Origin of the sequence: Companilactobacillus kimchii DSM 13961 = JCM 10707 (assembly GCF_001435445.1) — a bacterium.
In the GTDB taxonomy this organism is placed as follows: domain Bacteria; phylum Bacillota; class Bacilli; order Lactobacillales; family Lactobacillaceae; genus Companilactobacillus; species Companilactobacillus kimchii.
The window spans coordinates 275,070-296,457 of record NZ_AZDH01000017.1; the positions used below are offsets into that span (position 1 = coordinate 275,070).

Annotated in this window: 23 protein-coding genes and 1 pseudogene; 4 read left to right on the forward strand and 20 right to left on the reverse strand. The window is 34.9% G+C overall.

Features of this window, described 5'->3' with window-relative positions:
- Positions 1 to 127 precede the first annotated feature (127 nt).
- Together FC97_RS08250 and FC97_RS13575 are read left to right on the forward strand one after the other, a co-directional pair.
- The gene (locus FC97_RS08250; protein WP_054642265.1) at positions 128 to 835 is read left to right on the forward strand and encodes a DUF3862 domain-containing protein; all 708 of its coding nucleotides are present in this window, start codon (positions 128 to 130) and stop codon (positions 833 to 835) included.
- Positions 836 to 1,055: 220 nt separating this feature from the next.
- Complete coding sequence (locus FC97_RS13575; RefSeq protein WP_054642266.1) at positions 1,056 to 1,388, forward strand: hypothetical protein; 333 nt, start codon at positions 1,056 to 1,058, stop codon at positions 1,386 to 1,388.
- 149 nt (positions 1,389 to 1,537) lie between these two features.
- Here FC97_RS13575 and FC97_RS08260 read toward each other — a convergent pair whose 3' ends face one another.
- The 12 genes and pseudogenes from FC97_RS08260 to FC97_RS08315 all read right to left on the reverse strand — a co-directional run bounded on the left by FC97_RS08260 (position 1,538) and on the right by FC97_RS08315 (position 12,590).
- The gene (locus FC97_RS08260; RefSeq protein WP_056968063.1) at positions 1,538 to 2,419 is read right to left on the reverse strand and encodes an aldose 1-epimerase family protein; all 882 of its coding nucleotides are present in this window, start codon (positions 2,417 to 2,419) and stop codon (positions 1,538 to 1,540) included.
- 9 nt (positions 2,420 to 2,428) lie between these two features.
- Positions 2,429 to 3,868 carry an ATP-dependent protease ATPase subunit HslU gene (gene hslU, locus FC97_RS08265; protein WP_054642267.1) on the reverse strand — a complete coding sequence of 480 codons (1,440 nt, stop codon included), beginning with the start codon at positions 3,866 to 3,868 and terminating at the stop codon, positions 2,429 to 2,431.
- 19 nt (positions 3,869 to 3,887) lie between these two features.
- Positions 3,888 to 4,412 carry an HslVU peptidase proteolytic subunit gene (hslV, locus tag FC97_RS08270; RefSeq protein WP_054642268.1) on the reverse strand — a complete coding sequence of 175 codons (525 nt, stop codon included), beginning with the start codon at positions 4,410 to 4,412 and terminating at the stop codon, positions 3,888 to 3,890.
- 11 nt (positions 4,413 to 4,423) lie between these two features.
- Complete coding sequence (gene xerC, locus FC97_RS08275) at positions 4,424 to 5,323, reverse strand: tyrosine recombinase XerC (protein ID WP_054642269.1); 900 nt, start codon at positions 5,321 to 5,323, stop codon at positions 4,424 to 4,426.
- Positions 5,324 to 7,408 carry a type I DNA topoisomerase gene (gene topA / locus FC97_RS08280; RefSeq protein ID WP_054642270.1) on the reverse strand — a complete coding sequence of 695 codons (2,085 nt, stop codon included), beginning with the start codon at positions 7,406 to 7,408 and terminating at the stop codon, positions 5,324 to 5,326.
- Positions 7,409 to 7,513: 105 nt separating this feature from the next.
- A pseudogene (dprA, locus tag FC97_RS13890) lies at positions 7,514 to 8,331 on the reverse strand (DNA-processing protein DprA).
- 50 nt (positions 8,332 to 8,381) lie between these two features.
- Positions 8,382 to 9,155, reverse strand: a complete 774-nt coding sequence (locus FC97_RS08290) for a ribonuclease HII (RefSeq protein ID WP_054642271.1) — start codon at positions 9,153 to 9,155, stop codon at positions 8,382 to 8,384.
- Entirely contained in the window at positions 9,145 to 9,999 is an 855-nt protein-coding gene (gene ylqF / locus FC97_RS08295; protein ID WP_054642272.1) for a ribosome biogenesis GTPase YlqF, read from the reverse strand. Before ylqF ends, FC97_RS08290 begins: the two co-directional genes overlap by 11 nt.
- Positions 10,000 to 10,008: 9 nt before the next feature.
- Complete coding sequence (locus tag FC97_RS08300; RefSeq protein WP_025084931.1) at positions 10,009 to 10,233, reverse strand: YozE family protein; 225 nt, start codon at positions 10,231 to 10,233, stop codon at positions 10,009 to 10,011.
- A 12-nt stretch (positions 10,234 to 10,245) separates the two neighbouring features.
- Positions 10,246 to 10,839: a YpmS family protein gene (locus FC97_RS08305; protein WP_054642273.1), complete on the reverse strand. Its 594-nt coding sequence runs from the start codon at positions 10,837 to 10,839 to the stop codon at positions 10,246 to 10,248.
- Positions 10,840 to 10,841: 2 nt separating this feature from the next.
- The gene (locus tag FC97_RS08310) at positions 10,842 to 11,702 is read right to left on the reverse strand and encodes a DUF459 domain-containing protein (protein ID WP_054642274.1); all 861 of its coding nucleotides are present in this window, start codon (positions 11,700 to 11,702) and stop codon (positions 10,842 to 10,844) included.
- 45 nt (positions 11,703 to 11,747) lie between these two features.
- The gene (locus tag FC97_RS08315) at positions 11,748 to 12,590 is read right to left on the reverse strand and encodes a DegV family protein (protein WP_025084933.1); all 843 of its coding nucleotides are present in this window, start codon (positions 12,588 to 12,590) and stop codon (positions 11,748 to 11,750) included.
- 206 nt (positions 12,591 to 12,796) lie between these two features.
- On the opposite strand from FC97_RS08315, the gene trhA reads away from it, so the two are divergent.
- Positions 12,797 to 13,447, forward strand: a complete 651-nt coding sequence (trhA, locus tag FC97_RS08320; RefSeq protein ID WP_054642275.1) for a PAQR family membrane homeostasis protein TrhA — start codon at positions 12,797 to 12,799, stop codon at positions 13,445 to 13,447.
- On the opposite strand, the gene FC97_RS08325 is transcribed toward trhA, so the two are convergent.
- The 8 genes from FC97_RS08325 to FC97_RS08355 all read right to left on the reverse strand — a co-directional run bounded on the left by FC97_RS08325 (position 13,444) and on the right by FC97_RS08355 (position 20,163).
- Positions 13,444 to 13,932, reverse strand: coding sequence for a dihydrofolate reductase (locus tag FC97_RS08325; RefSeq protein ID WP_054642276.1), 489 nt, complete (start codon positions 13,930 to 13,932; stop codon positions 13,444 to 13,446). The two genes, trhA and FC97_RS08325, sit on opposite strands and share 4 nt — an antisense overlap.
- A gap of 12 nt (positions 13,933 to 13,944) precedes the next feature.
- The gene (locus tag FC97_RS08330; protein ID WP_054642277.1) at positions 13,945 to 14,895 is read right to left on the reverse strand and encodes a thymidylate synthase; all 951 of its coding nucleotides are present in this window, start codon (positions 14,893 to 14,895) and stop codon (positions 13,945 to 13,947) included.
- A gap of 9 nt (positions 14,896 to 14,904) precedes the next feature.
- Positions 14,905 to 16,809 carry an ATP-binding cassette domain-containing protein gene (locus FC97_RS08335; protein ID WP_054642278.1) on the reverse strand — a complete coding sequence of 635 codons (1,905 nt, stop codon included), beginning with the start codon at positions 16,807 to 16,809 and terminating at the stop codon, positions 14,905 to 14,907.
- Between the two features lie 105 nt (positions 16,810 to 16,914).
- Positions 16,915 to 17,085 carry a hypothetical protein gene (locus FC97_RS13400; protein ID WP_156314064.1) on the reverse strand — a complete coding sequence of 57 codons (171 nt, stop codon included), beginning with the start codon at positions 17,083 to 17,085 and terminating at the stop codon, positions 16,915 to 16,917.
- A 68-nt stretch (positions 17,086 to 17,153) separates the two neighbouring features.
- Positions 17,154 to 17,618, reverse strand: a complete 465-nt coding sequence (locus FC97_RS08340) for a hypothetical protein (protein ID WP_025086352.1) — start codon at positions 17,616 to 17,618, stop codon at positions 17,154 to 17,156.
- A 52-nt stretch (positions 17,619 to 17,670) separates the two neighbouring features.
- On the reverse strand, positions 17,671 to 18,870 hold the full coding sequence (locus tag FC97_RS08345) for a CCA tRNA nucleotidyltransferase (protein WP_054642279.1): 1,200 nt from the start codon (positions 18,868 to 18,870) through the stop codon (positions 17,671 to 17,673).
- A gap of 72 nt (positions 18,871 to 18,942) precedes the next feature.
- Positions 18,943 to 19,224 carry a SemiSWEET family transporter gene (locus tag FC97_RS08350; protein WP_054642280.1) on the reverse strand — a complete coding sequence of 94 codons (282 nt, stop codon included), beginning with the start codon at positions 19,222 to 19,224 and terminating at the stop codon, positions 18,943 to 18,945.
- Positions 19,225 to 19,245: 21 nt separating this feature from the next.
- A complete protein-coding gene (locus FC97_RS08355; protein WP_054642281.1) occupies positions 19,246 to 20,163 on the reverse strand; it encodes an ROK family protein in 918 nt (305 codons plus the stop codon).
- A 108-nt stretch (positions 20,164 to 20,271) separates the two neighbouring features.
- On the opposite strand from FC97_RS08355, the gene FC97_RS08360 reads away from it, so the two are divergent.
- Positions 20,272 to 21,384: a helix-turn-helix transcriptional regulator gene (locus FC97_RS08360; RefSeq protein WP_054642282.1), complete on the forward strand. Its 1,113-nt coding sequence runs from the start codon at positions 20,272 to 20,274 to the stop codon at positions 21,382 to 21,384.
- Positions 21,385 to 21,388: the final 4 nt, after the last annotated feature.

The window sequence follows — 21,388 nt, forward strand, 5'->3', positions numbered from 1 at the left end:
CCGCTTAAAAAACGACCATTTAATTGGCCGTTTTTTTCTTTTATTTTCTTTAAATTAAGCCTCAAAAGCCCTAGTTACTGATAAAATATGATTAAAGTGATTAGCACCGTTTAGGGGGAACATGACAATGGATAAAAAATATCCTAGTAGATCCGAATATCGTCGTTCAAATGGTCTTAAAAAATCTTTCTATCAAAGATGGTGGTTCTGGATCATAATTATTCTTTTAATTGTTGGCGGAAGCGCTGGCGGTTATTATTTATATTCTCATTCCCAGGAAAAAAATACCTCGAATGTTCAAAAGAAAACTACTACTTCAAAAGCTAAACCCAAAAAGAAGAAAAAATCAGTAACCTCTTCGGGGATAACTTTAAAACAGTACAATAGCATTTATATCAGTGACAAGGACGGTCTATCTTTAGATATTTTAACGAAATTCTTCGGTAAGTCTAAAACTAGCACTGTAAGTAAGGTAAATGATAAACAGACTAATATGGAAACATGGTCTAAAATTGCTAATGGTACTAAGGGTTCCAAACTGGTCGTACAATTTTACAATGATCACGCCATTGAAAAAACTATCTCCGGACTTACAGTTAATCGAAATTCGAAGATCACTCTAGCTGATTATGCAAAGATCGATAATGATCAAACAACTGATCAAGTTACTCAAACACTTGGCAAACCCAATTATTATTCTGAAACGAATGTCGATGGTACTACAAATACAACATATAAATATACAACTGGATTAGATGGCGAAGATGGTGCTAACTGCACGATCAATTTCACTAATGGTAATGTTAGTGGTAAAAGTCAAACCGGATTAAAATAATGATTGAAGAAGTAGATCACTGTATATTGCCTTCACTAAGTCATACAATATTCTTATAAAGATAACGTAGGGGGATGTTTAAATCTTGAAAGTTACTAAATTAGTTATTGGCATACTTATGATTGTCTTATCTCTATTCATTTTTTTCGAAAGCATGGCTGCCGGATTTGTTAATACAGTTTAGAACAAAGGAAATACTAGTGGGTCTGCCGGAGTTATAATGGCAATCGGCTTTCTTGCTACAGGAATTGTATACATCGTTACTAGAAAGAAAAGCGGCCTTGGTGGGGATATAGCAAATGCAATTATCTTAGGACTATTTGGAATCGTTGGTCTAGCAAATTCTGATAAAGTATATCAGGATTTATTAGTTTGGATCATACTTGGGTTTATTATTGGATTTGGCTTCTTGATATGGCATATTATTACCAATAAAATCAACAATAATAGTAATATGAAAAATCAAACTCAAGCTAGTAATTATTCTTCTAATCAAGAATTTAATTCCATGCCTACTAGATCTCAATATCGTCAAAGACGTAATCATAAATAAAAAAACAATTTAAAGAGCATCCTTGAGTAAAGTAATTTCTTTATTCAGGATGCTTTTTATTTAGATTGAAATTGTAATTTTTAATCCTTTTATCAAATAAATTACATAAAAAAGCTCTAATCCCATTTGAGGTATTAGAGCTTTAAATTTTATTTAACCGATATACTGAAATATGCTTCGAACTGTTCATTAGGTGCTAAACGGTTAATACCGTATTTAGTCTTTAATTGATTGTCACTATCATTTTTATCAGCAATCCCCCACCAGGGTTCGATACACATAAAATTGCCTTCTGTGGGATATGAGGACCACATACCAAAGAATTTAGCGTTACCTGTATCTAGGATGACCTGACGTTCACTCTTATCACTTGAAATTGTCACTTGTGTGGGTTCATTCAAGCGATAAACGATTGCATCATTAACAAAAGCTTCATGACTCAATGGGAAATCTTGATTATCAACTTTCTTTTCGTTGTTAAGATCAATATTTCCTGTTTCTCCATTAATTGGAATCAAAGTTCTGGATTCTTTGGGATCAACTTTGACAGTAAAGTCTTCATAATTAAGTCCCTTTTCAAAAGGCACTGAGAATCCAGGATGTGCACCAATTGAGAAGTACATATCTTCTGATTCTTCCAAACTATCAACTAAGTAGGAAATTTGAAGTGTTCCCTTAACTAATTGATAAACAATTCTTAACTTAAAGTGATATGGGTATTTTTCTAAACTGGCTTCACTTGTTGTTAAACTCAAAACCAATTTAGAATCTGACTGAGAATCAAGTGCAAATTCTTGATCTCTGGCGAATCCGTGTTGTGTCATTTGATACTCTTTATCATCAACATAATAATGATTATCTTTTAAGCGACCAACAATTGGGAACAATACTGGAGCATGTCTTCCCCAAACATTAGGGTTAGCTTGCCACATGAATTCTACCCCTTTAGTATTCTTGACACTGATTACCTCAGCACCTAGAGACTCCACCTTAACTGTTAAAAAGTCATTTTTTAATTGATAGACTGTCATAATTGCCCCCTATAGAATGTAACGTGAAAGATCTTGATCGCTGGCAATCTTACCAACTTGTTCACGAACATATTCACGTGTAATAGTAATATCTCCCATTTGCATGTCAGGACCTTCATAGAGAATATCAGCTAGAATCTTCTCTAATACAGTTGAAAGTCTTCTTGCACCGATGTTTTGATTACTATTATTTAACTCAAAAGCAATTTTTGCAATTTCTTCAACTGATTCTTTAGTAAATGTTAAATGTATTCCATCAGCTCTTGTAAGCGCAACATATTGTTTCGTTAAAGCATTATCCGGTTTAGTCAAAATTTGAATGAAGTCATCTTCAGTCAAGTCTTGTAACTCAACACGAATTGGGAAACGTCCTTGCAACTCGGCAATCAAATCACTTGGCTTACTTTCGGCAAATGCACCACTGGCAATAAAGAGAATATGATCAGTATCTACTGGACCATATTTAGTATTGATTCTTGAACCTTCAACGATAGGCAAAATATCACGTTGAACACCTTCACGAGAAACCTCACCAGATGTCTTTTTATCTCCAGCAGCAATTTTATCAAACTCATCAATAAAGATAATTCCGTTATTTTGAGTTCTTTCAATAGCTTTTTGATAAATCTCATCATGATCAATACGCTTTTGAGACTCTTGTTGAATCAATAACTCACGTGCTTCTCTAACAGGCAATGTTCTTGTAATAGTCTTCTTAGGCATCAATGAATCCATCATGCCACTCATATCAAGGCCCATTTGTCCCATTTGATCATCCATAGGACCAACTTTTTTAGACTCTTCAACTTTGATAGTTACTTCTTCATCTTCAAGTAAACCTTTATCCAATTGTTCTTTAACTGACAAACGTTGATCACGAATATCGTCTGTAACTTCAGCGTTAGCATCAGGATCTTCGTCAACTGTATCAGCATTATTAAAGATATTGCCTAAAGCCTGACCTCCACCATTTTGCATGTTGTTAAGCATGCTCATGAAGTCATTGTTATTTTGCTTTTGTTCCTTCTTAACACCAGGAGCTAACAATTTAACCAATTTCTTATCTACATCGCGACGAACTTCTGGTCTGATGTCATCAATCTTTTCCTTTTCAACCATTGAAACGGCAACACTAACTAAGTCACGAACCATCGATTCAACATCACGACCAACATAACCAACTTCAGTAAACTTAGTAGCTTCTACTTTAACAAAGGGAGCATTAACAATTTTAGCTAATCTACGGGCAATTTCAGTTTTACCAACACCTGTAGGTCCAATCATCATTAAGTTCTTGGGTGTGATTTCTTGTTGTAACTTTTCAGGTACTTGCATACGACGGTAACGATTATATAAAGCAATCGCTACGGCCTTTTTAGCATCAGTTTGACCAATAATATAGTTATCCAATTGAGCAACAATTTGTTTTGGTGTCAATACTTCTGTCATTTATTAATCCTCACTCTAATTAAAATTTATCTGAAATAATATTTTCATTGGTAAAGATATCGATTGAAGAAGCAATCTTGATGGCTTCGACAGCCATTTCTTGGGCGTCCATATCTTTAGCATGACGTTGCATAGCGATGGCAGCTGCTTGAGCAAAGTTACCACCTGAACCAATTGCTACAACATCTTCATCTGGTTCAATAACTTCACCACTACCAGAAATTAAAAGAAGATTATCTTTATCCATAGCAATTAACATAGCTTCAAGTTTCTGTAAAGTTGGATCTTTACGCCAATCTTGTGCCAATTCAACTGCGGCACGTTTTAGATTACCTGAATAGGCCTTTAATTTCTTTTCTAACCAATCTTGAAGTGTAATAGCGTCTGCTACACCACCAGCAAATCCAATGACAACTTGATCATCAAAAATGCGTCTTACTTTATGGGCTGAGCCCTTCATAATATATTTTTCACCTAATGTAACTTGGCCATCACCGGCAATTGCAGTGTGTCCATCATGTTTTACAGCAACTATTGTAGTCATTTATTTACCTTCTATCTTGGAAAATATTTTTTATAATCTTTTTGCAAATGTTCCATTGTCACGTGCGTATATATCTGCGTCGTCGACAAACTGGCATGTCCCAATAATTCTTGGACAGTTCTTAAATCAGCACCATGTTCCAGCATATGTGTAGCAAAAGTATGACGAATCATGTGCGGATGAATATCAGCTGTTAAGCTAGTTTTCTTGATAATTTGATTCAAGATATACTCAATTCCTCTACTTGTCAAACCTTTACCACGACTATTTACAAAAACGTATTGGTGGTCCTGATGATTCTTTTGCATCAATTCTTTGCGACCATCATTGAAGTATTTCTCTAACGCACTTTTGGCATAACTTCCAAAGGGAACGTAACGATCCTTATCCCCTTTACCATGTATCAAAACAATATTGTTAGCAAAGTCAAGCTGGTCTAATACTAGATTAGCACATTCACTCACACGCATGCCAGTGGCATAGAGCAATTCTAACAAAGCTGAATTTCTCTGGGATAACGGTTCATCCCCTTTGACCGCACTAAACAATTCTTCCATTTCTTTTTCATAAAAGAATCGCGGCAACTTGCGTCCCTTATGACGTATCTGTACTAAATCAAATGGATTTTGTTTAATGAACTTATTTCTTACCAAGAAGTTATAAAACGAGCGTAAGGCTGAGATCCTTCGTGCCACGGTATCGGTAGCATAGTTCTCCTCATCTAAGTACGTCAGGTAGGTTTCAACATCAACTCGGCCAATTTTAGTGAATCCAGTAAAACCACCATTTTTAGACAAAAAAGAAACAAAATTATCTATATCTTCTAAATAAGATTTTTTTGTTTCTTTTGAGTAATGATGATTAACCATTAAATTATCAACAAATTTATCGATTAATTCTTGTTCTATCATTTATTTTTGGATGTCCTCTTCATAATCACCGTTTGGACAGAGTATTTGACGACCACCCTTAACCTTCTTTTCGACTAAGTAATGACCATCCTTTGGACAATCACGTCCAACTGGTTTATCCCATGAAACAAAGTCACAGTCTGGATATCTTGAACAACCGTAGAAAATACGATTCTTCTTAGACTTTCTTTCGATAACTTGTCCCTTCTTACACTTAGGACAAACTACCCCGATTTCCTTAACGATTGGCTTAGTATTACGACAATCTGGGAAACGTGAACAAGCATAGAATTTACCATAGCGTCCCATCTTAATTACCATTGGAGCACCACAGATATCACAATCCATACCTGCTGGTTCATCTTTAATTTGAACTTTTTCAATCTTATCTTCAGCGGATTCAAGCTCTTTAGCGAATGGTTTATAGTAACGATCAACTACCTTAACCCAATCTTCTTTACCCTCTTCGATATTATCTAATTCATCTTCCAAATTGGCAGTGAAGTCGATATTAACGATATCAGGGAAATAACTTTGAATTAAATTGTCAACGATCTCACCAAGTTCAGTTGGTTCAAAACTCTTACCATTCAATTTAACGTAATAACGTCTCTGAATTGTATCAATAGTTGGAGCATAGGTTGAAGGACGACCTACACCGTTCTCTTCCAAAGCCTTAACTAGTGAGGCTTCTGTAAATCTTGCAGGTGGTTGTGTAAAGTGTTGAGCTGGATCATTGGATTGCAACTTAGCTTTGTCACCTTCAGAAATTTCTGGCAAGATGTTATCTTTCTTACTGTTTTCAGATGTACTTTGATAGACCTTACGATATCCTTCAAACTTCATCTTAGAACCATTAGCTCTAAACATAACGCCATTTTGAGAAAGATCAACTGTCATAGTATCAAAAACGGCTGGTGTCATTTGACTGGCAACGAATCTTGACCAAATCAAGTCATACAAGCGATATTGATCACGACTAAGAACGTCTTTCAAGGACTTAGGTGTTCTCATAGTAGATGAAGGACGAATAGCCTCATGGGCATCTTGAGCCCCTTCTTGGTTTTTATCCTTACGTTCTTTAACAGCTGCAAATGGTTCGCCATATTCTTCATGAATAAACTTCGAAGCTTCTGCTTCAGCAACCTTAGAAATACGCTTAGAATCGGTACGCATATAAGTAATTAAACCTACTGTACCTTCCTTACGTCCCAAATTGATTCCTTCATACAATTGTTGAGCAATCATCATGGTCTTTCTAGTCTTAAAGTTTAGACGCTTATTAGCTTCCTGTTGTAGCGAACTAGTTGTGAATGGAGCGGCAGGGAATCTCTTACGTTCCTTTTTAGTAACCTTATCAATTTCAAAGTCGTTTTTCTTGTCGACACGACCTAATACTTCTTGAACTTGATCATTATTCTTTAATTCAGCTTTCTTTCCATCTAATCCATAGAAATTAGCTTTGAATTTATCCTTACCATGTTTAAATGTTGATTCGATTGTCCAATATTCTTGCGGAACAAAGCTCTTGATTTCATTTTCTTTTTCAATTACAAGCTTCAAGGCAATCGACTGAACACGTCCAGCACTCAAACCTTTTTTAACTTTAGCCCAAAGAATTGGGGAAATTGAATAACCTACTAGTCGATCCAATACACGTCTGGCCTGTTGAGCATCAACCAGATTCATGTCAATTGATCTTGGAGTTTTAAATGCTTGTTTAACTTTATCTTTTGTAATTTCATTGAAGACGACACGGTTCTTACCATCATCTTCTAATCCTAATAAGTGGGAAACATGCCAAGCAATAGCTTCACCTTCACGATCCGGATCGGCTGCCAGATAAACTCGCTTAGCTTTCTTTGCTTCCTTCTTTAAATCTTTAATAACTGGACCCTTACCACGAATAGAAATGTACTTTGGTTCATAGTTATGTTCAATATCGACACCCATTTGACTCTTAGGTAAATCACGAACGTGACCTAAACTAGCAACTACGTGATAATTACGTCCCAAATACTTCTCAATTGTTTTTGCTTTTGATGGCGATTCAACAATCACCAAATTCTTTTGTGTTGATGGCACGCAAAGTGCTCCTTTCCAAAATGAATCAATTAAAACTGTTCAATATATTAATCACAGAATTTTATTTTGTCAATTCAAAAGATAAATTTATCTCCTGAATATAGTCTATAAATCATTGAAATTAATCAAAGGAATGGCACCTTCCTCAATCAATTTATTACAGCCAGCCGAAAGGTTAACATCGATTCTACCAGGAATAGCTAAGACATCCCGATTATTATCTAAAGCCAAATCAGCAGTAATTAAAGAGCCACTACGCTTTTTAGCTTCAGTAACAATAACTTTTCGACTGAGACCGGCAATTATCCGGTTTCGTTGAGGAAAATGCCAAGGTTCAATTTTTGTCATTGGTGGATATTCAGTAACAACTAACCCCTTCTCCATAATTTCCGCTTGTAAGTGAAAATTCTCTTTAGGATAAGTTACGTCTAAACCACTACCAATCACAGCAATCGTCTGTCCTTGATTCTTTAACGCGGCCTGATGAGCCCAAGAATCGACCCCTTAGCTAAACCGCTCACAATAGTATAACGATTTACGAGTCGTGGGACAAGACCACTTATACAACGAAAACTATAATCTGATGCTTGCCTAGCACCAACGATTGCGATACATTCAGTTTTAAGTAAAGCAATATTCCCTTCAAAAAACAAGAGTGCAGGCGGATTATAAATCGTTCTTAACAATTCTGGATACTCAAAGTCCAAATAATTTATAGCATTTAATGAACCAATCCTCTGCTTATCAAATAAGAAACGAAAGCGCTGAAATTTATCTAAGCCCCACTCTTGTTTTAATAAATCAAAGGATTCAGTTATTAGGTTAGCACTATTTATAGATTTTTTTATAATTTTTAGCATTATTTGATTCGAAATCATTCCTGTTAAACGACATTTAATCAAAAATTTAGTTAATTCAGTCATAATAAAAACATCACTCCCTTAACTTAAATTACGAAAGTGATGTTCCTATTTTAATACAATTTAGAAATTTTTCTAACAGGTGAAAAACTCAAACGATGAATTTTAGTACGACCATACTCGTCTAAAGCCTTCAAATGCTGTTTCGTACCATAACCATCATTATTTTCAAAGCCAAACTCTGGATAAATCTTGCCATACATTGTCATCAACTTATCACGTGAGACTTTAGCAACAATGCTGGCAGCACCGATACTCAACGATTTGGAGTCGCCCTTAATCAATTTTGTTTGAGGTATATCAACAGGAATAGTCATAGCATCAACTAAGATATGATCAGGTTTCAAATAAAGATTGTTGATTGAATCTCCCATCGTCAATTCTGTTGCGTGATAGATATTCTCTCGATCAATTAAATGAGGACTACCTACCGCTACACTGATATCTATTGCTTGCGCACAAATCAATTTATAAAGCTCATTACGTTTTGCAATCGACAACTTTTTAGAATCATCAACCTCATACAAAGTATTATCTGCCGGCAAAATAACAGCAGCTGTGACAACTGGACCTGCCAACGGACCGCGTCCTACTTCATCAACTCCCGCTACTGCTAAGCCATGATCCCAAAAAGGCTTTTCAAGAAATTCTTTTTTGTGAAATTTCTCAATTAGTTCTTTTTGTTTCAATTGCTTCTTATAATATTGCTCTAATAATTTTTTAATCCCACTACGTTCATCTTGTGAAAATTCATTTAACTGTTCTTTACTTAAATTGGTCTGTTTCAGAATATTTTTTGCTTCGGAAATTGTATATTTACTCTTCATAGAACTCCCCAGGAATATCAAATGTAAGACGCCCTAGTTTCAACTTTCTAACGTCATCGATAATTCGTCTGGAAGCCCGATCATAATCATCCTTATAGCCAAATTTTTTCGTCAAATTCATCAACACTTCTGGCGTTGTATGATTAAAAATATCGGACTTATCTAATTTGTAACTTTCGAGCAATTGATCCATATAGTGAGTTTCCATGAAATTAAGCGCATAAATAGCCACATCATCGGGTGCATAAATTTTATCCTTAATTGCACCTGACAAGGCTAACTTCATCCCTACTTTAGGATCATCGATCTTAGGCCACAAAATACCTGGAGTATCTAGTAAATCAATTCCAATATTAGTTTTTAACCAATTTTGATTTTTAGTTACACCGGGTTTATTACCTGTAATAGCCACATTTTTTCCGACAAAACGATTCAAAATAGTCGACTTACCAACATTAGGAATCCCAATGCACATTGCCTTGATTCGGTAGTTTTGTACACCATTACGCTCGTAACGATCAATTTTATCAGATAATTCCGAACGAATTAGACTCTTGATTTTACCCAGACCCTTATTGTGCTTGGCATCTAATTCAATCGACTTAGTACCCTCTTGCTCAAAGTTTAGTTTCCAGTCGGCTGTGACTTTAGGGTCTGCCAAATCAGACTTATTGAGAATAATAATATGTTTCTTCTGGTCAATTATTTGTTCCAAAACGGGATTTCTGGATGAAAAAGGTAATCTTGCGTCAACAATTTCAAGTACGATATCGACTAATTTAAGTCGATCTTGCACTTGATTCTTCGCTTTGTTCATATGCCCTGGATACCATTGTAATGCCATTGTCTTCACCTATTTTCTATCTATTTCTTGATACTTTTGATATACCTCATCAAAAATTGACATACTGGGTAAATAACCTGCATTCAATTCTAAATAATCTGAGATTTTTTGATAATTCTCCTCATGTTTAGGAAAAGATTGATCATGAAATGCGTTATTTGCAAATTCTGCATCTGGTTCAACACTATCAGCGTTTCTTAGTGTCATCAAAAATTCATAAAAACTTCTTCGCATCTTTGCTCCCTTCTATTGATTGTCGGTGATCTTTGTATTCATTACCTCAAACGATAATTTATCATGCTTTAAATCAATATTCTTTGCACGAATACCATATCCCTCTTTGGTAGTAAACTTAGTAAATTTCAACAACATTGTCTTGTCTTTGCCGTTAATGCTTACCCAATCAGGGGTCTTAAAACTATTCTTAATATAATTCATTACAAAGGAAATTGGCAACGATAAGTCCCCAATCTTCATTTCTTTAGCTTTTAAGAGCACATCCCCATTAGTCTTAGCATATGGTTGCATCAAAATTGTAAAGTGAATTTTAGCCCCCAAGAACTTAATTGCACCTGACAATTCAGCATCCTTTTTTAAAACTAATTGATATTCAGTTTTACCATTATTCAAAGTATTTTTTAAATAGTATTGGGCCATTTTGTTGGCCTCACGTTTATTCATATTAACAGTAAAAACTTTATCATCATTATTGATCTTAGAACTAACTTGGTAGTTCTCTGTTGGAGAACTTAAGACTTTAGTACCTAAATAACCAAAACCTACTACTAAAATTGCTACTAAAGCAATAAATGCATATTTCCAATAATTCTTATTCTTCATAATTATTTAAAAAGCCACTCCTTTTTCGTAACGCTAACTTCGTCGAACACTTTTTGAGTCATCATATCGTAACCAGTCCCATTGGGATGGAAGTGATCCTTCTTATAGAGATAAGGATTAGTTCCTGTCTTTTTAACTTTATTATCGATAGTCTTATTTTGATATAGATTATTGATATCAATGAAATAAGTTTTATTAAATCCACTAGCTACTTTGGCAGATGCTTTGTTCCAGTTAATGAATGCTATTTTAGCATTTTTTACATTCGATAAATAGATACTAAAAGGATTATAAATACCTATTAGATAAATTGGGGCTGTATCATTATAATTTCTCAAATCAGTCAATAATTGTTTTAATCTTTTGTCGAATTTAACCTGTTCATCGGCAATGTCGCCTGCTGTCAGATCAATTCCTTTGCGTTGTAAAAGATGCATGAAGTCATTACCACCAACTGTTACAGTGATAATATCAGCTTTAGGCAAGTCTTGATGCATCTTCTTATCAGACTTGATACGCGCCATGATTTGATTACTTGTATCGCCAGAAACACCATAATTATGTGACTGTGTAGGAACATTGAACTTTGTTTGCACTTTAGATTGCAAACGGGTTACATAGCCACCGCCTGCTTTAGAAGAATCTCCGACTCCTTGCGTCAGTGAATCCCCTACTGCAACAATACTGATTTGTTTCTTTTTAGGAATAACTTTTTTCTTCGGTTTAACTAATTTCTTAGTTGTTTTAGTTACTTGATTAGTAGACTGTTCACTTTGCTTATTGTTAGTGAAATAATATGCTCCACCGCCAACAACTACCAATATTAAAATTACAATTATGATCCAAATACTTTTTTTCTTCATTAATTAATCCATCTTTCAAAAAAAAGCTGATGCATTCATCAGCTTTTACTCTGTATAAAATTCAATTGCAAAGGCACCAGAACCAGCATGTGTGGCAATAACTGGACTTGTTACTCTTATAAGTAATGGTACATCGGGAATAATCTCTTCCAGCTTAGCCTTTAACTCATTAACATAGTCCATCTTGTCAACATAGGAAATTCCTACAGCTTTGATGTTCTTTAAGCCTTTAATTTCTTCCATTACATTATTCATGTATTTTTCAATTGTCTTACGACCACGACCACGTTTAACAATATCCAGGCTATTATTCTTTACTGTTAGAACTAAATTAATATTCAATAAGGTTGAAAGTGTTCCAGCAAATCTGCTCAAACGACCTCCACGTAGAATATTTTCAATGCTTGTCACACCCATATAGAGATAAGTATGTGCACGAAGCTCATCTAAGGCCTGTTTAATTTCCTCAACAGATTTACCTTCTTGGGCCATTTGAGCAGCTCTAATTACTTGGAAGCCCTGGGCACGATCTGTAAATTCTGTATCAATGACTTCCATATTGCGATCGACCATATCTTCTACTTGTCTAGCCGCATTAATAGTACCACTAATAGATGGTGTCATAATCAAGGCCAAGATATCCGTATAGTCATCAGGAACCTTATCAATAACGTCCATAAAAGTTCCAATTGATGGTTGAGATGTCTTAGGCAAATCCTTTGAAGAATCCATTTCTTCAACGAACTTTTCGCGCGTGATATTAACGCCATCAACATAAGTTTTTTCGTCAATACTAATTGTCAAAGGAACGACACTAATATTATACTTTTCTATTTCCTCTGGTGTTAACTGTACCGATGAATCGGTAAGGATTTTTACTTTGCTCATTTTATCCCTCTTTCATAGGGTCTTGTTTCCTATTACTTTTAATTATTATAACAAACTTAATAGGGTCTAATGATAAATAACTAATCATTTTACTAAAATAAATATGCCAAATCTTTATTAATTATACAATACCATAACCATATGAAAAGCCTTGTAAGACGTTTATAATAATTAAAGTAAACAGTTCAAATAATTGAGGTTTTAACATGACAAAAAAACACAACTTTTCTAGAGCTTATTTAATCACAGATCAAGTCTTCAGTGCTGTTACTCATGGTATCGGCATTATTTTAGCAATTATTGGTGCTATATTCTTGTTGATCAAAGGATTTCAACAGGGCAAGCCCCTGAATATCACGGCCTATTTTATTTATGCGTTCACTTTGTTCTTCTTATATCTAAGTTCGACTCTGTTCCACAGCCTATACTTTACTAAGGCTAAGGGTGTTTTCCAAATATTTGACCACAGTTCAATTTTCTTGATGATTGCAGGAACTTATACACCTTACTGTTTGATTGCTTTACATTCCACATTTGGAATCGTTATCCTATCATTCATTTGGCTATTAGCCATCGGTGGTATTCTCTACAAAATTTTTAATGTTGGCCGCTTTAAATACTTTGAAACACTGCTCTATGTCCTTATGGGATGGGCTATTATCGTCGCCATGAGACCGCTCTATTATGCAATTGGTGGAACTGGCATTGCACTATTAGTTGCTGGTGGCGTTGCCTTTACATTAGGGGCTTGTCTCTACTTAATGAAAAACATTAGATATATTCACGTGATCTGGCATATTTTTGTTATGATCGGTACAGCTTTGATGTACTTCTCAGTATACTTTTACGTAGTTTAAATTTTGTCCCAAGTCTCGAAGGTATATGGATAGATATTCTTATCATCCATTTGGCCTTCTTTTTTTTCGACTAATTTAAACTTGTTATAGTCGATTGAACACATTTTAGTATCTCCTGTAAATTCATAATCAATCTTAGTCAGATAGAGCCTATCAACATCATCTTGAAATAGTTTAAAAATACCACTTCCACCGATAACCATAACTTCGTCGTCAGATTGTACGTACTTTTTCAAATCAGCTTTATCATTGATTAAAACTACAGAGTCTGGTACTTGGTAATCAGGGTTTTTAGAAATAACAATATTTAGTCTCTTAGGTAAGGGACCATTAGGAAAACTCTCAAAGGTCTTTCGCCCCATAACGATAGGATGATTGATCGTCACATCCTTAAAATGGTGCAAATCATTAGGCAACGACCATGGTAAGTGTCCTTTTTCACCGATGATGTGGTTTCTATCTTCAGCCCAAACAAAACTTATCATTTACAGTTCCTCCTAAACAGCGACTGGTGCCTTGATGGCAGGTTGTGGATTATAGTCGTTCACGATTATATCTGAAGCCTCTATTTCAAAAATACTCTTATCACTCTTAATCTCTAATTGTGGTCCCATAGTCGGTTTACGATTAAGCTGCTCTTTAACTTGATCCAAATGATTCAAGTAAATATGAGCATCCCCTAAAGTATGGATAAATTCTCCCACTTCTAATCCAGTCTCACGTGCAATTAAATGTGTTAAAAGCGCATAACTAGCAATATTGAAAGGTACCCCTAAGAAGAGGTCACCACTTCTTTGATAGAGCTGACAAGACAATTTATTGTCATTCACGTAAAACTGGAACAACGTATGACATGGTGGCAAGGCCATTGTAGGTACGTCTTCTGGATTCCAGGCGCTAACAATTAGTCGACGTGAATCAGGAGTCTTCTTAATTTGATCAATCACATTTGCAATTTGATCGATAAAACCACCATCACGTTTTTGCCAATGACGCCATTGAGCACCATAAACATCCCCTAGATTACCGAATTTTTGAGCAAAAGCATCATCAGTTAAAATAGCCTGATCAAATTTATCCTTTTGAACCTTATATTCTTTAGCAAAATCTGTATCCACTAAACTGCGACGGCCGAAATCACTCATATCAGGTCCGGTATAATCGACACTTTCAATATAGTTCTTAAAAGCCCATTCGTCCCAAATGTGATTGTGATGTTCCAACAGATATTTAATATTGGTATCACCATGCAAGAACCACAATAATTCACTCTTAATCAAACCAAAAGGGATCTTCTTAGTTGTCAAAAGAGGAAATGACTCTTGCAAATTAAAACGCATTTGATAACCAAAGGTACTAATCGTGCCCGTTCCCGTACGATCACTCTTCTTGTGACCTTGATTCAAAACATATTGTAAAAGATCTAGATATTGTTGTTCGTTATGCATTTTCTTCTCCTAGGCAAATTGACTTAAATATTCCCAACGTTCCATCAGTTTTTCTTCTGCTTGGTTCTTTTCATCAAGTTCTCTTTGATAATCCATTAACTTTTCATAACCATTATCTGGATTATTCAATTCATCTTGTAAGGTGGATATTTCAGAATCTAATTTGTCGATCTGAGGTTCTAGTTTTTCGTACTCTTTTTGTTCTGCATAAGTTAATTTCTTCTTAGGCTCGGCCTTTTGTTCCTGTTCTGCTTTTTGCTTAGCTTCAACATGTTTCTGTTCTTTAACTTCATGATGCTTGGCCTGCTTTTTAGCAGTTGCTCTTTCTAGATAAGCTGAATAAGAATCATAGCTTTCTTCAATTTGTCCTTGACCTTCAAAGATCAATAATTTATCAGCAATTTTATCCAAGAAATAACGATCATGGGATACTGCCAAAACAGTCCCCTTAAAACTACTCAAATAATCTTCCAGAATTGTCAAAGTTTCGATATCTAAATTATTAGTTGGTTCATCAAGCAAAAGTACATTTGGTTGATCCATTAGGATAGCTAGTAAGTATAAACGACGTTTTTCACCACCGGACAGTTCACGAACAAAGGCACCTTGCATTTGATGGTCAAATTTAAAAGTATCTAGCATCTGTGAAGCTGACATGTGTTCACCATCAGTATTTCTCACACCTTGGCCAATACTCTCCAAATATCTGATCACACGTTTATCGGGATCCATATCACGCGTGTGTTGTGTGTAGTAGCCAATCTTTACTGTTTGACCAGTCTTTATCTCACCTGAATCCAATGGAATCTGCTTATCAATGGCATTTAAAAAGGTAGTCTTACCAGAACCATTCGAACCAGTTATTCCAATACGGTCGCCACGTGACACTAGATAGCTGAAATCATCTAGAATAACATGTTTAGCAAATTTCAAGTTGGCAGCTTTGATATCAAAAACGTCATTACCCAAACGTTGCTGAGCAATATCGATTGACATTTCTTTTTGAACATCTGGCTTATCTTGAAGATCTTCCTTTAAGTTAGTAAAACGATCTTTTCTAGCTTGTTGTTTAGTTCCACGAGCTTTAACCCCAGCACGCATCCATTTCAATTCTTGTTTGTAGAGTTGTGTCTTGTGATGTTGCTCTGAGGCATAAATATCTTCATTGTCGGCTTTTTGTTGAAGATACTTCTCATAGTTACCGTCGTACTCAGTTATATTACGATTTTCAATTTCAAAAATTCTTGTAGCAACTTCATTCAAGAAATAACGATCATGGGTTACAAATAAAACAGATCCTTTATACTTGCTCAAATACGTCTGTAACCAGTCGATAGCTTCGTAGTCCAAATGGTTAGTTGGCTCATCAAGGATTAAAAGATCCGCTTCAGAAATTAAGGTTTGGGCCAAAGCTACACGTCTTTGTTGACCACCAGATAACTCTGAAATTTTCTTATCTAATTCCGTAATACCCAATTTATTCAAAATTGACTTAACATCTGATTCCATTTGCCAAGCCTCAGATGCATTCATCCGCTCCTGAAGCTTGAAGAATTCATTTTGAATTTTAGTATCAGTCGAATTGGCATTGAATTTAGCCAAAGAGTTCTCATATTGACGAATCAACTGGAACTTTTCGCCACTACCATTAAAAACAGCATCAATAACGGATGAATTATCATCCAAATCTGGTTGCTGCTTCAAGTAGGAAATTTTATAATCCTTGGGCTTATCAACTGTGATCGTATTCAGATCACTATTATTAACGATACCGTCCAAAAGTGTTGTCTTACCGGTACCATTTAGACCCAAGAGACCAATTCGGTCTCCTTCGTTAATTGTAAAAGTAACATCCTTAAAGAGCGTTCTCTCTCCAAAGGATTTTGATGCATTAGTTATATTTAAGGTTTTCAATTAATTTTCACCACTGTAAATAAAAAATTCCTCTACCAATGTAGATAGAGGTATCAAACTTATCAATATTTATTATCACATGTCAGCCGCTGATTGTAAAACCTCTTAGTACTCTTTTAACTGATCCAATGCATAGTATAGCTGTTGAACCCCGCCAAATCTGACCAAAATTTTTTCACGCTCTTCATCGAAATAAACGACGGCTCCAATTTGATTCTTCATACCATCTTCTTGATCAACAATTTTCACCATCGACCCTATTTTTAAATTTCCCATATTAATTCCCTTCAATAAAATACGGAACATAGGTCAAAATTAATCTCAACCAATGTCCCGTATTTTAATTATAATTCTTCTTTATATAAATCATATACCGTATTTTCTGGATCAATTGAAATAAACAAATTGCCACTCTTGCTTGAAATTGTTGAAGTTTGATAAGCATTGTCTAAGCCTTCAGCATCTTTTTGCTTGAATGGGAAGTAAATCTCCATTGGTTCTTTACCTTCGTCATCTTCAAAAACAATGTCACATTTTTCGATATCTTGATACTTAATAATACGGTTGAACATACCATCTGCCAAAGCAGCCGTAGAAACATCAGTATCTTTAATGTAGTCAGCTGCAGGTAAAATCTCAATTCTAAAACGTTTGCATGGGTGAATCTCTTGCATACGTCCACCTGCGATACGTCCATAACTTGTCGTTACACGAGAAATCCAAACATCACTCATTTCCCCATGATTAACTGTCCAAGTATCATCATTTCTGAAGTAGAATTTCAATTCTTTAAAAACATGCTTAGTCATATTACCACCCTTTCAATCATAAAATACTTACTGATTTCATAATAACACAGGGTTATTGATTACTTAACAAATAATGTCTTAATTCATCAAAATTATTGTAAACGTTTCCTTCCACGACAGCACGCTCAATTTGCGACATCGACTTTCCAATAATCGGGCCAGGTTTCACACCCAGAATTTCACAGATATCTTTTCCTGTAATCGCCAAATCATGACTATTTTTGATAGAAATTTGTCCTACTTTTTGTTTTAAATCTGTGTAATCAAACTCAATCTGAAGCATTTGGCAAAGTTGAATTACTCGTTCAAAATTATCTAAGCCAAACTTATAAATATTCCACAAATCGTAATCTTGATTCTCAAATAAATGCAACATGTCCAGACTATTTACACTAGCCTCACGAACCTTGTTGGAAACCTTCCAATCACGTAAAAGACTATTAAATTCGGGATGGTTCATGTTTAAAGCATATCCAATTGCCGTCCAAGCTGCATCTTCGTCAACAAAAGTTCCTGTAGCATTCAATAGTTCAGACAATTCCACGCGTTGATCTTTGAAACCAGGGCAATATTCACTCAAATTAAGCTTGAGAAAATCAGCAAACCCAGTTTTCCATGACTGACTCAATAACAATTTAACGAATTCTTCCCGAATACGTTCAATTGCAATTTTAGACAATAATGGTGCGTTATCAGCTATTGCCTGAGCCGTTTGAGTTTCAATTTGAAAGTTTAACTGAGCTTGAAATCTAACTGCACGCATCATCCTCAAAGCATCTTCGTGAAATCTAGCTTCAGCTTGACCTACTGCACGAATAATTTTTTTATCTAAGTCCTGTAAACCATCGAATTTATCAATCACATTACCATTTAAATCGACTGCTAAAGCATTGATTGTAAAATCACGGCGCTTTAAATCATCAGCTAACGATCTCACAAAAGTCACTTTATCTGGACGGCGATAATCTTGATAACCTGATTCTGTTCTGAAAGTAGTAATTTCATATGATGCGTCGTTTAATAATACCGTGACTGTACCATGTTGAATTCCGGTATCGATTGTACGCTTAAAAATTTTCTTAATTTCTTCAGGATAAGCACTCGTAGCAATGTCAACATCGTGGATCGGTAATCCTAAAATATGGTCACGCACACTTCCCCCAACAAAATAAGCCTCAAAACCGGCTTGCTCGATTTCTTCTAATACTGGTAACGCCTGTTTAAAATCTTCAGGAAGTTGTTTGATTTGCATATTTTTACCTCACATAATCATAAAAGTCTTTATTTATTATATACCAATCCGGAATGTTACTAAATAAAGACCTTATAATGCAGTTAAAAACGTTAGTAGGCCCAATACAATACCGGGTAAATTAGCAATTATTACTGGCCAATCTTTTTTCTCCTTCAATAGTCCATACAACACCCATAGAGAGCTATTGATCATGGCGCTCAACGGTTGAATTGGATTACCTTTCACACCACTCATATTGTCTAAAATTTGTGGAATATAAGAAACGTACATCATAATTGAAAAAACAGTAGCTAAACGACTTACGTAAAAAAGAAAATCCTTATTAACTTTTTTTACTTTTGATTGATCCATTAGACACCTCAAAATTCATTTTTAAATATTTCCAATTTTTCTATTTGAATTTCTATCTTCACTTAATTCAAAATGTGAAATTGCTCCATACAGATTGGCATCATTAAATAATTTCGAACTAACTACATTTGGTGCTTTTAATGTTGTACTAACAAAGGGACTAGTTTGGCGTAAATTATCTAACGCTTGGTTAATCCCTTTAACTACAATACTCTGTTGAGAAATTCCTCCACCAATAACAAACTGTTCAACATCCAAAATGGTTTGCATATTATAAATCAGTAATGCTATATTTTTGCAAAAACCAGAAAATCTCTCTACAGCATAAGAATTTCCTTTTTTAATCAACCTGAACACCGTCTGTCCATCATCTATATCATCTAGTTTTTCATGTCGAGCAATATCCTGAATCAATGCTACAGCAGAACTCTGACTTCCCACCATATGCTCTTTATCTAACTGTCCAGAACTGATAAAACTGACTTCACCGGCCTGCTGGTGAAATCCATATAAAAGTTGCCGATTCAACATAATACCGGAACCAACTGCTGTACCTAAAACTAACATCACACCGCTGCCAACATTCTTTAGTGATCCTAACCACATCTCAGCTAATGTTGCGGCTTTAGCATCATTCTCCACAAAAATTGGTAATTGAGTATCTAATAATTTAGAAAAGATGACACCATTCAAAAAGGGTAATGATCCACCGAAACTAACCTCTTGTGTCTGAGCATCAATTTTTCCAGGAACACTGATACCAACTCCCGAAATCTGAACTTCAAATCTTTTTACAATTTGATTCAAACGATTAATAAATGCAGATTTAGAAGTCGAAATTGTATCCTCTGAATATTTTTTTAAAAGTTGTCCTTGATCATTGATCAAGGCATACTTTAATTTGGTTCCACCGATATCAAAAGCCAAATAGATTTTCATTTTTTCTCCTTTGCAATTCACATATTTTATTATTATCATTTTCATAAAGTTAATTTATTCGATTTAGTTTTTTTTTTGACAAATACTGTTTTTCAAGTGAGGATTTTAATGAAAATTACTACTACTTCTAAGTCATTTTTCGAAGCGACCAATTTATCAATATTTTTATTTAATCTACAAAACAATCCCATCACAACTTTTAAAATGACGGTTGCACCACAATTACCTGCCAAATTAAAAGATAAATTATTAACCAATACTAATCAGAAGATTTCTATCTACATGTTCTTACGCCTTGGAACTATTGCGACCTTTCAAGTTGCTAATTACAAACTAATTATTTGGGCCACTTCTAGTGCCATTAACGGTAACGGTCAATACGCTGATAAAGTTCCTTTGATCGACTTTAATACTTTTGAGGCTCAATTAACTTTATTTTATTTGGCTCTGGCACAGAAGAATCCGGAATTTACTAAAAGTCAGTTGACTCTTTCTGATTTTGATATCATTGACCGCCCTAACCAAGAATTGGAATCATTCAACAGCCATAGACCCTCGCATAATGGGTACTTAGCCGAGCAACAAATGCTATTAGGCGTCGAACATGGTAATTTAAAAGAATTCAACGACAATTATGTCAAATTCATGGATGAAGGTAACTTCGGCGTTTTGGCAACATCTGACTTACGTAGTAAAAAAAATATTACCGTTGCTGCAACAACTCTATTCACTCGAGCAGCTATTCGTGGCGGTATGTATGCTGAAAACGCTTATGATCTAAGTGACGAATGTATTAAGAAAACCGAATTAAAACAGAATATTACTAATGTTTATGAATACACTCGTACTATCGGGGAAAGATTTGTTAAGAATGTAGCTCAAGTTAAAAGAAATAACATCCCGTCACTGGTTTATCGAGCTCAAGAGTATATTTATGATCATTTAACAACGGTTAAAAATATTGGTGAAATTGCTCAGTCTGTGGGCTGTAGTAAGTCCTATTTAATGCACCTTTTCAAACAAACTACCGGTATTAGTATTATTGGATTTTTAACTTCACAGAAAATCCTTTCTGCTAAACAATTATTGCTCTTTACTCAACTGTCTATCCATGACATTGCCAATACCCTTGGCTATGAAAGTACTTCTCAACTATCTAGAATTTTTAAAAATAATACTGGTATCTCACCACTTCAATTTAGAAAAAATCAAAATTTATAATCAA

Excerpts from the sequence above, each read along its gene's own strand:
- FC97_RS08250 (WP_054642265.1), top strand. The coding sequence starts at position 128 with ATGGATAAAAAATATCCTAGTAGATCCGAATATCGTCGTTCAAATGGT.
- FC97_RS13575 (WP_054642266.1), top strand. The coding sequence starts at position 1,056 with ATGGCAATCGGCTTTCTTGCTACAGGAATTGTATACATCGTTACTAGA.
- FC97_RS08260 (WP_056968063.1), bottom strand. The coding sequence starts at position 2,419 with ATGACAGTCTATCAATTAAAAAATGACTTTTTAACAGTTAAGGTGGAG.
- hslU (WP_054642267.1), bottom strand. The coding sequence starts at position 3,868 with ATGACAGAAGTATTGACACCAAAACAAATTGTTGCTCAATTGGATAAC.
- hslV (WP_054642268.1), bottom strand. The coding sequence starts at position 4,412 with ATGACTACAATAGTTGCTGTAAAACATGATGGACACACTGCAATTGCC.
- xerC (WP_054642269.1), bottom strand. The coding sequence starts at position 5,323 with ATGATAGAACAAGAATTAATCGATAAATTTGTTGATAATTTAATGGTT.
- FC97_RS08290 (WP_054642271.1), bottom strand. The coding sequence starts at position 9,155 with ATGAAGAGTAAATATACAATTTCCGAAGCAAAAAATATTCTGAAACAG.
- ylqF (WP_054642272.1), bottom strand. The coding sequence starts at position 9,999 with ATGGCATTACAATGGTATCCAGGGCATATGAACAAAGCGAAGAATCAA.
- FC97_RS08300 (WP_025084931.1), bottom strand. The coding sequence starts at position 10,233 with ATGCGAAGAAGTTTTTATGAATTTTTGATGACACTAAGAAACGCTGAT.
- FC97_RS08305 (WP_054642273.1), bottom strand. The coding sequence starts at position 10,839 with ATGAAGAATAAGAATTATTGGAAATATGCATTTATTGCTTTAGTAGCA.
- FC97_RS08310 (WP_054642274.1), bottom strand. The coding sequence starts at position 11,702 with ATGAAGAAAAAAAGTATTTGGATCATAATTGTAATTTTAATATTGGTA.
- FC97_RS08315 (WP_025084933.1), bottom strand. The coding sequence starts at position 12,590 with ATGAGCAAAGTAAAAATCCTTACCGATTCATCGGTACAGTTAACACCA.
- trhA (WP_054642275.1), top strand. The coding sequence starts at position 12,797 with ATGACAAAAAAACACAACTTTTCTAGAGCTTATTTAATCACAGATCAA.
- FC97_RS08325 (WP_054642276.1), bottom strand. The coding sequence starts at position 13,932 with ATGATAAGTTTTGTTTGGGCTGAAGATAGAAACCACATCATCGGTGAA.
- FC97_RS08330 (WP_054642277.1), bottom strand. The coding sequence starts at position 14,895 with ATGCATAACGAACAACAATATCTAGATCTTTTACAATATGTTTTGAAT.
- FC97_RS13400 (WP_156314064.1), bottom strand. The coding sequence starts at position 17,085 with ATGGGAAATTTAAAAATAGGGTCGATGGTGAAAATTGTTGATCAAGAA.
- FC97_RS08340 (WP_025086352.1), bottom strand. The coding sequence starts at position 17,618 with ATGACTAAGCATGTTTTTAAAGAATTGAAATTCTACTTCAGAAATGAT.
- FC97_RS08345 (WP_054642279.1), bottom strand. The coding sequence starts at position 18,870 with ATGCAAATCAAACAACTTCCTGAAGATTTTAAACAGGCGTTACCAGTA.
- FC97_RS08350 (WP_054642280.1), bottom strand. The coding sequence starts at position 19,224 with ATGGATCAATCAAAAGTAAAAAAAGTTAATAAGGATTTTCTTTTTTAC.
- FC97_RS08355 (WP_054642281.1), bottom strand. The coding sequence starts at position 20,163 with ATGAAAATCTATTTGGCTTTTGATATCGGTGGAACCAAATTAAAGTAT.
- FC97_RS08360 (WP_054642282.1), top strand. The coding sequence starts at position 20,272 with ATGAAAATTACTACTACTTCTAAGTCATTTTTCGAAGCGACCAATTTA.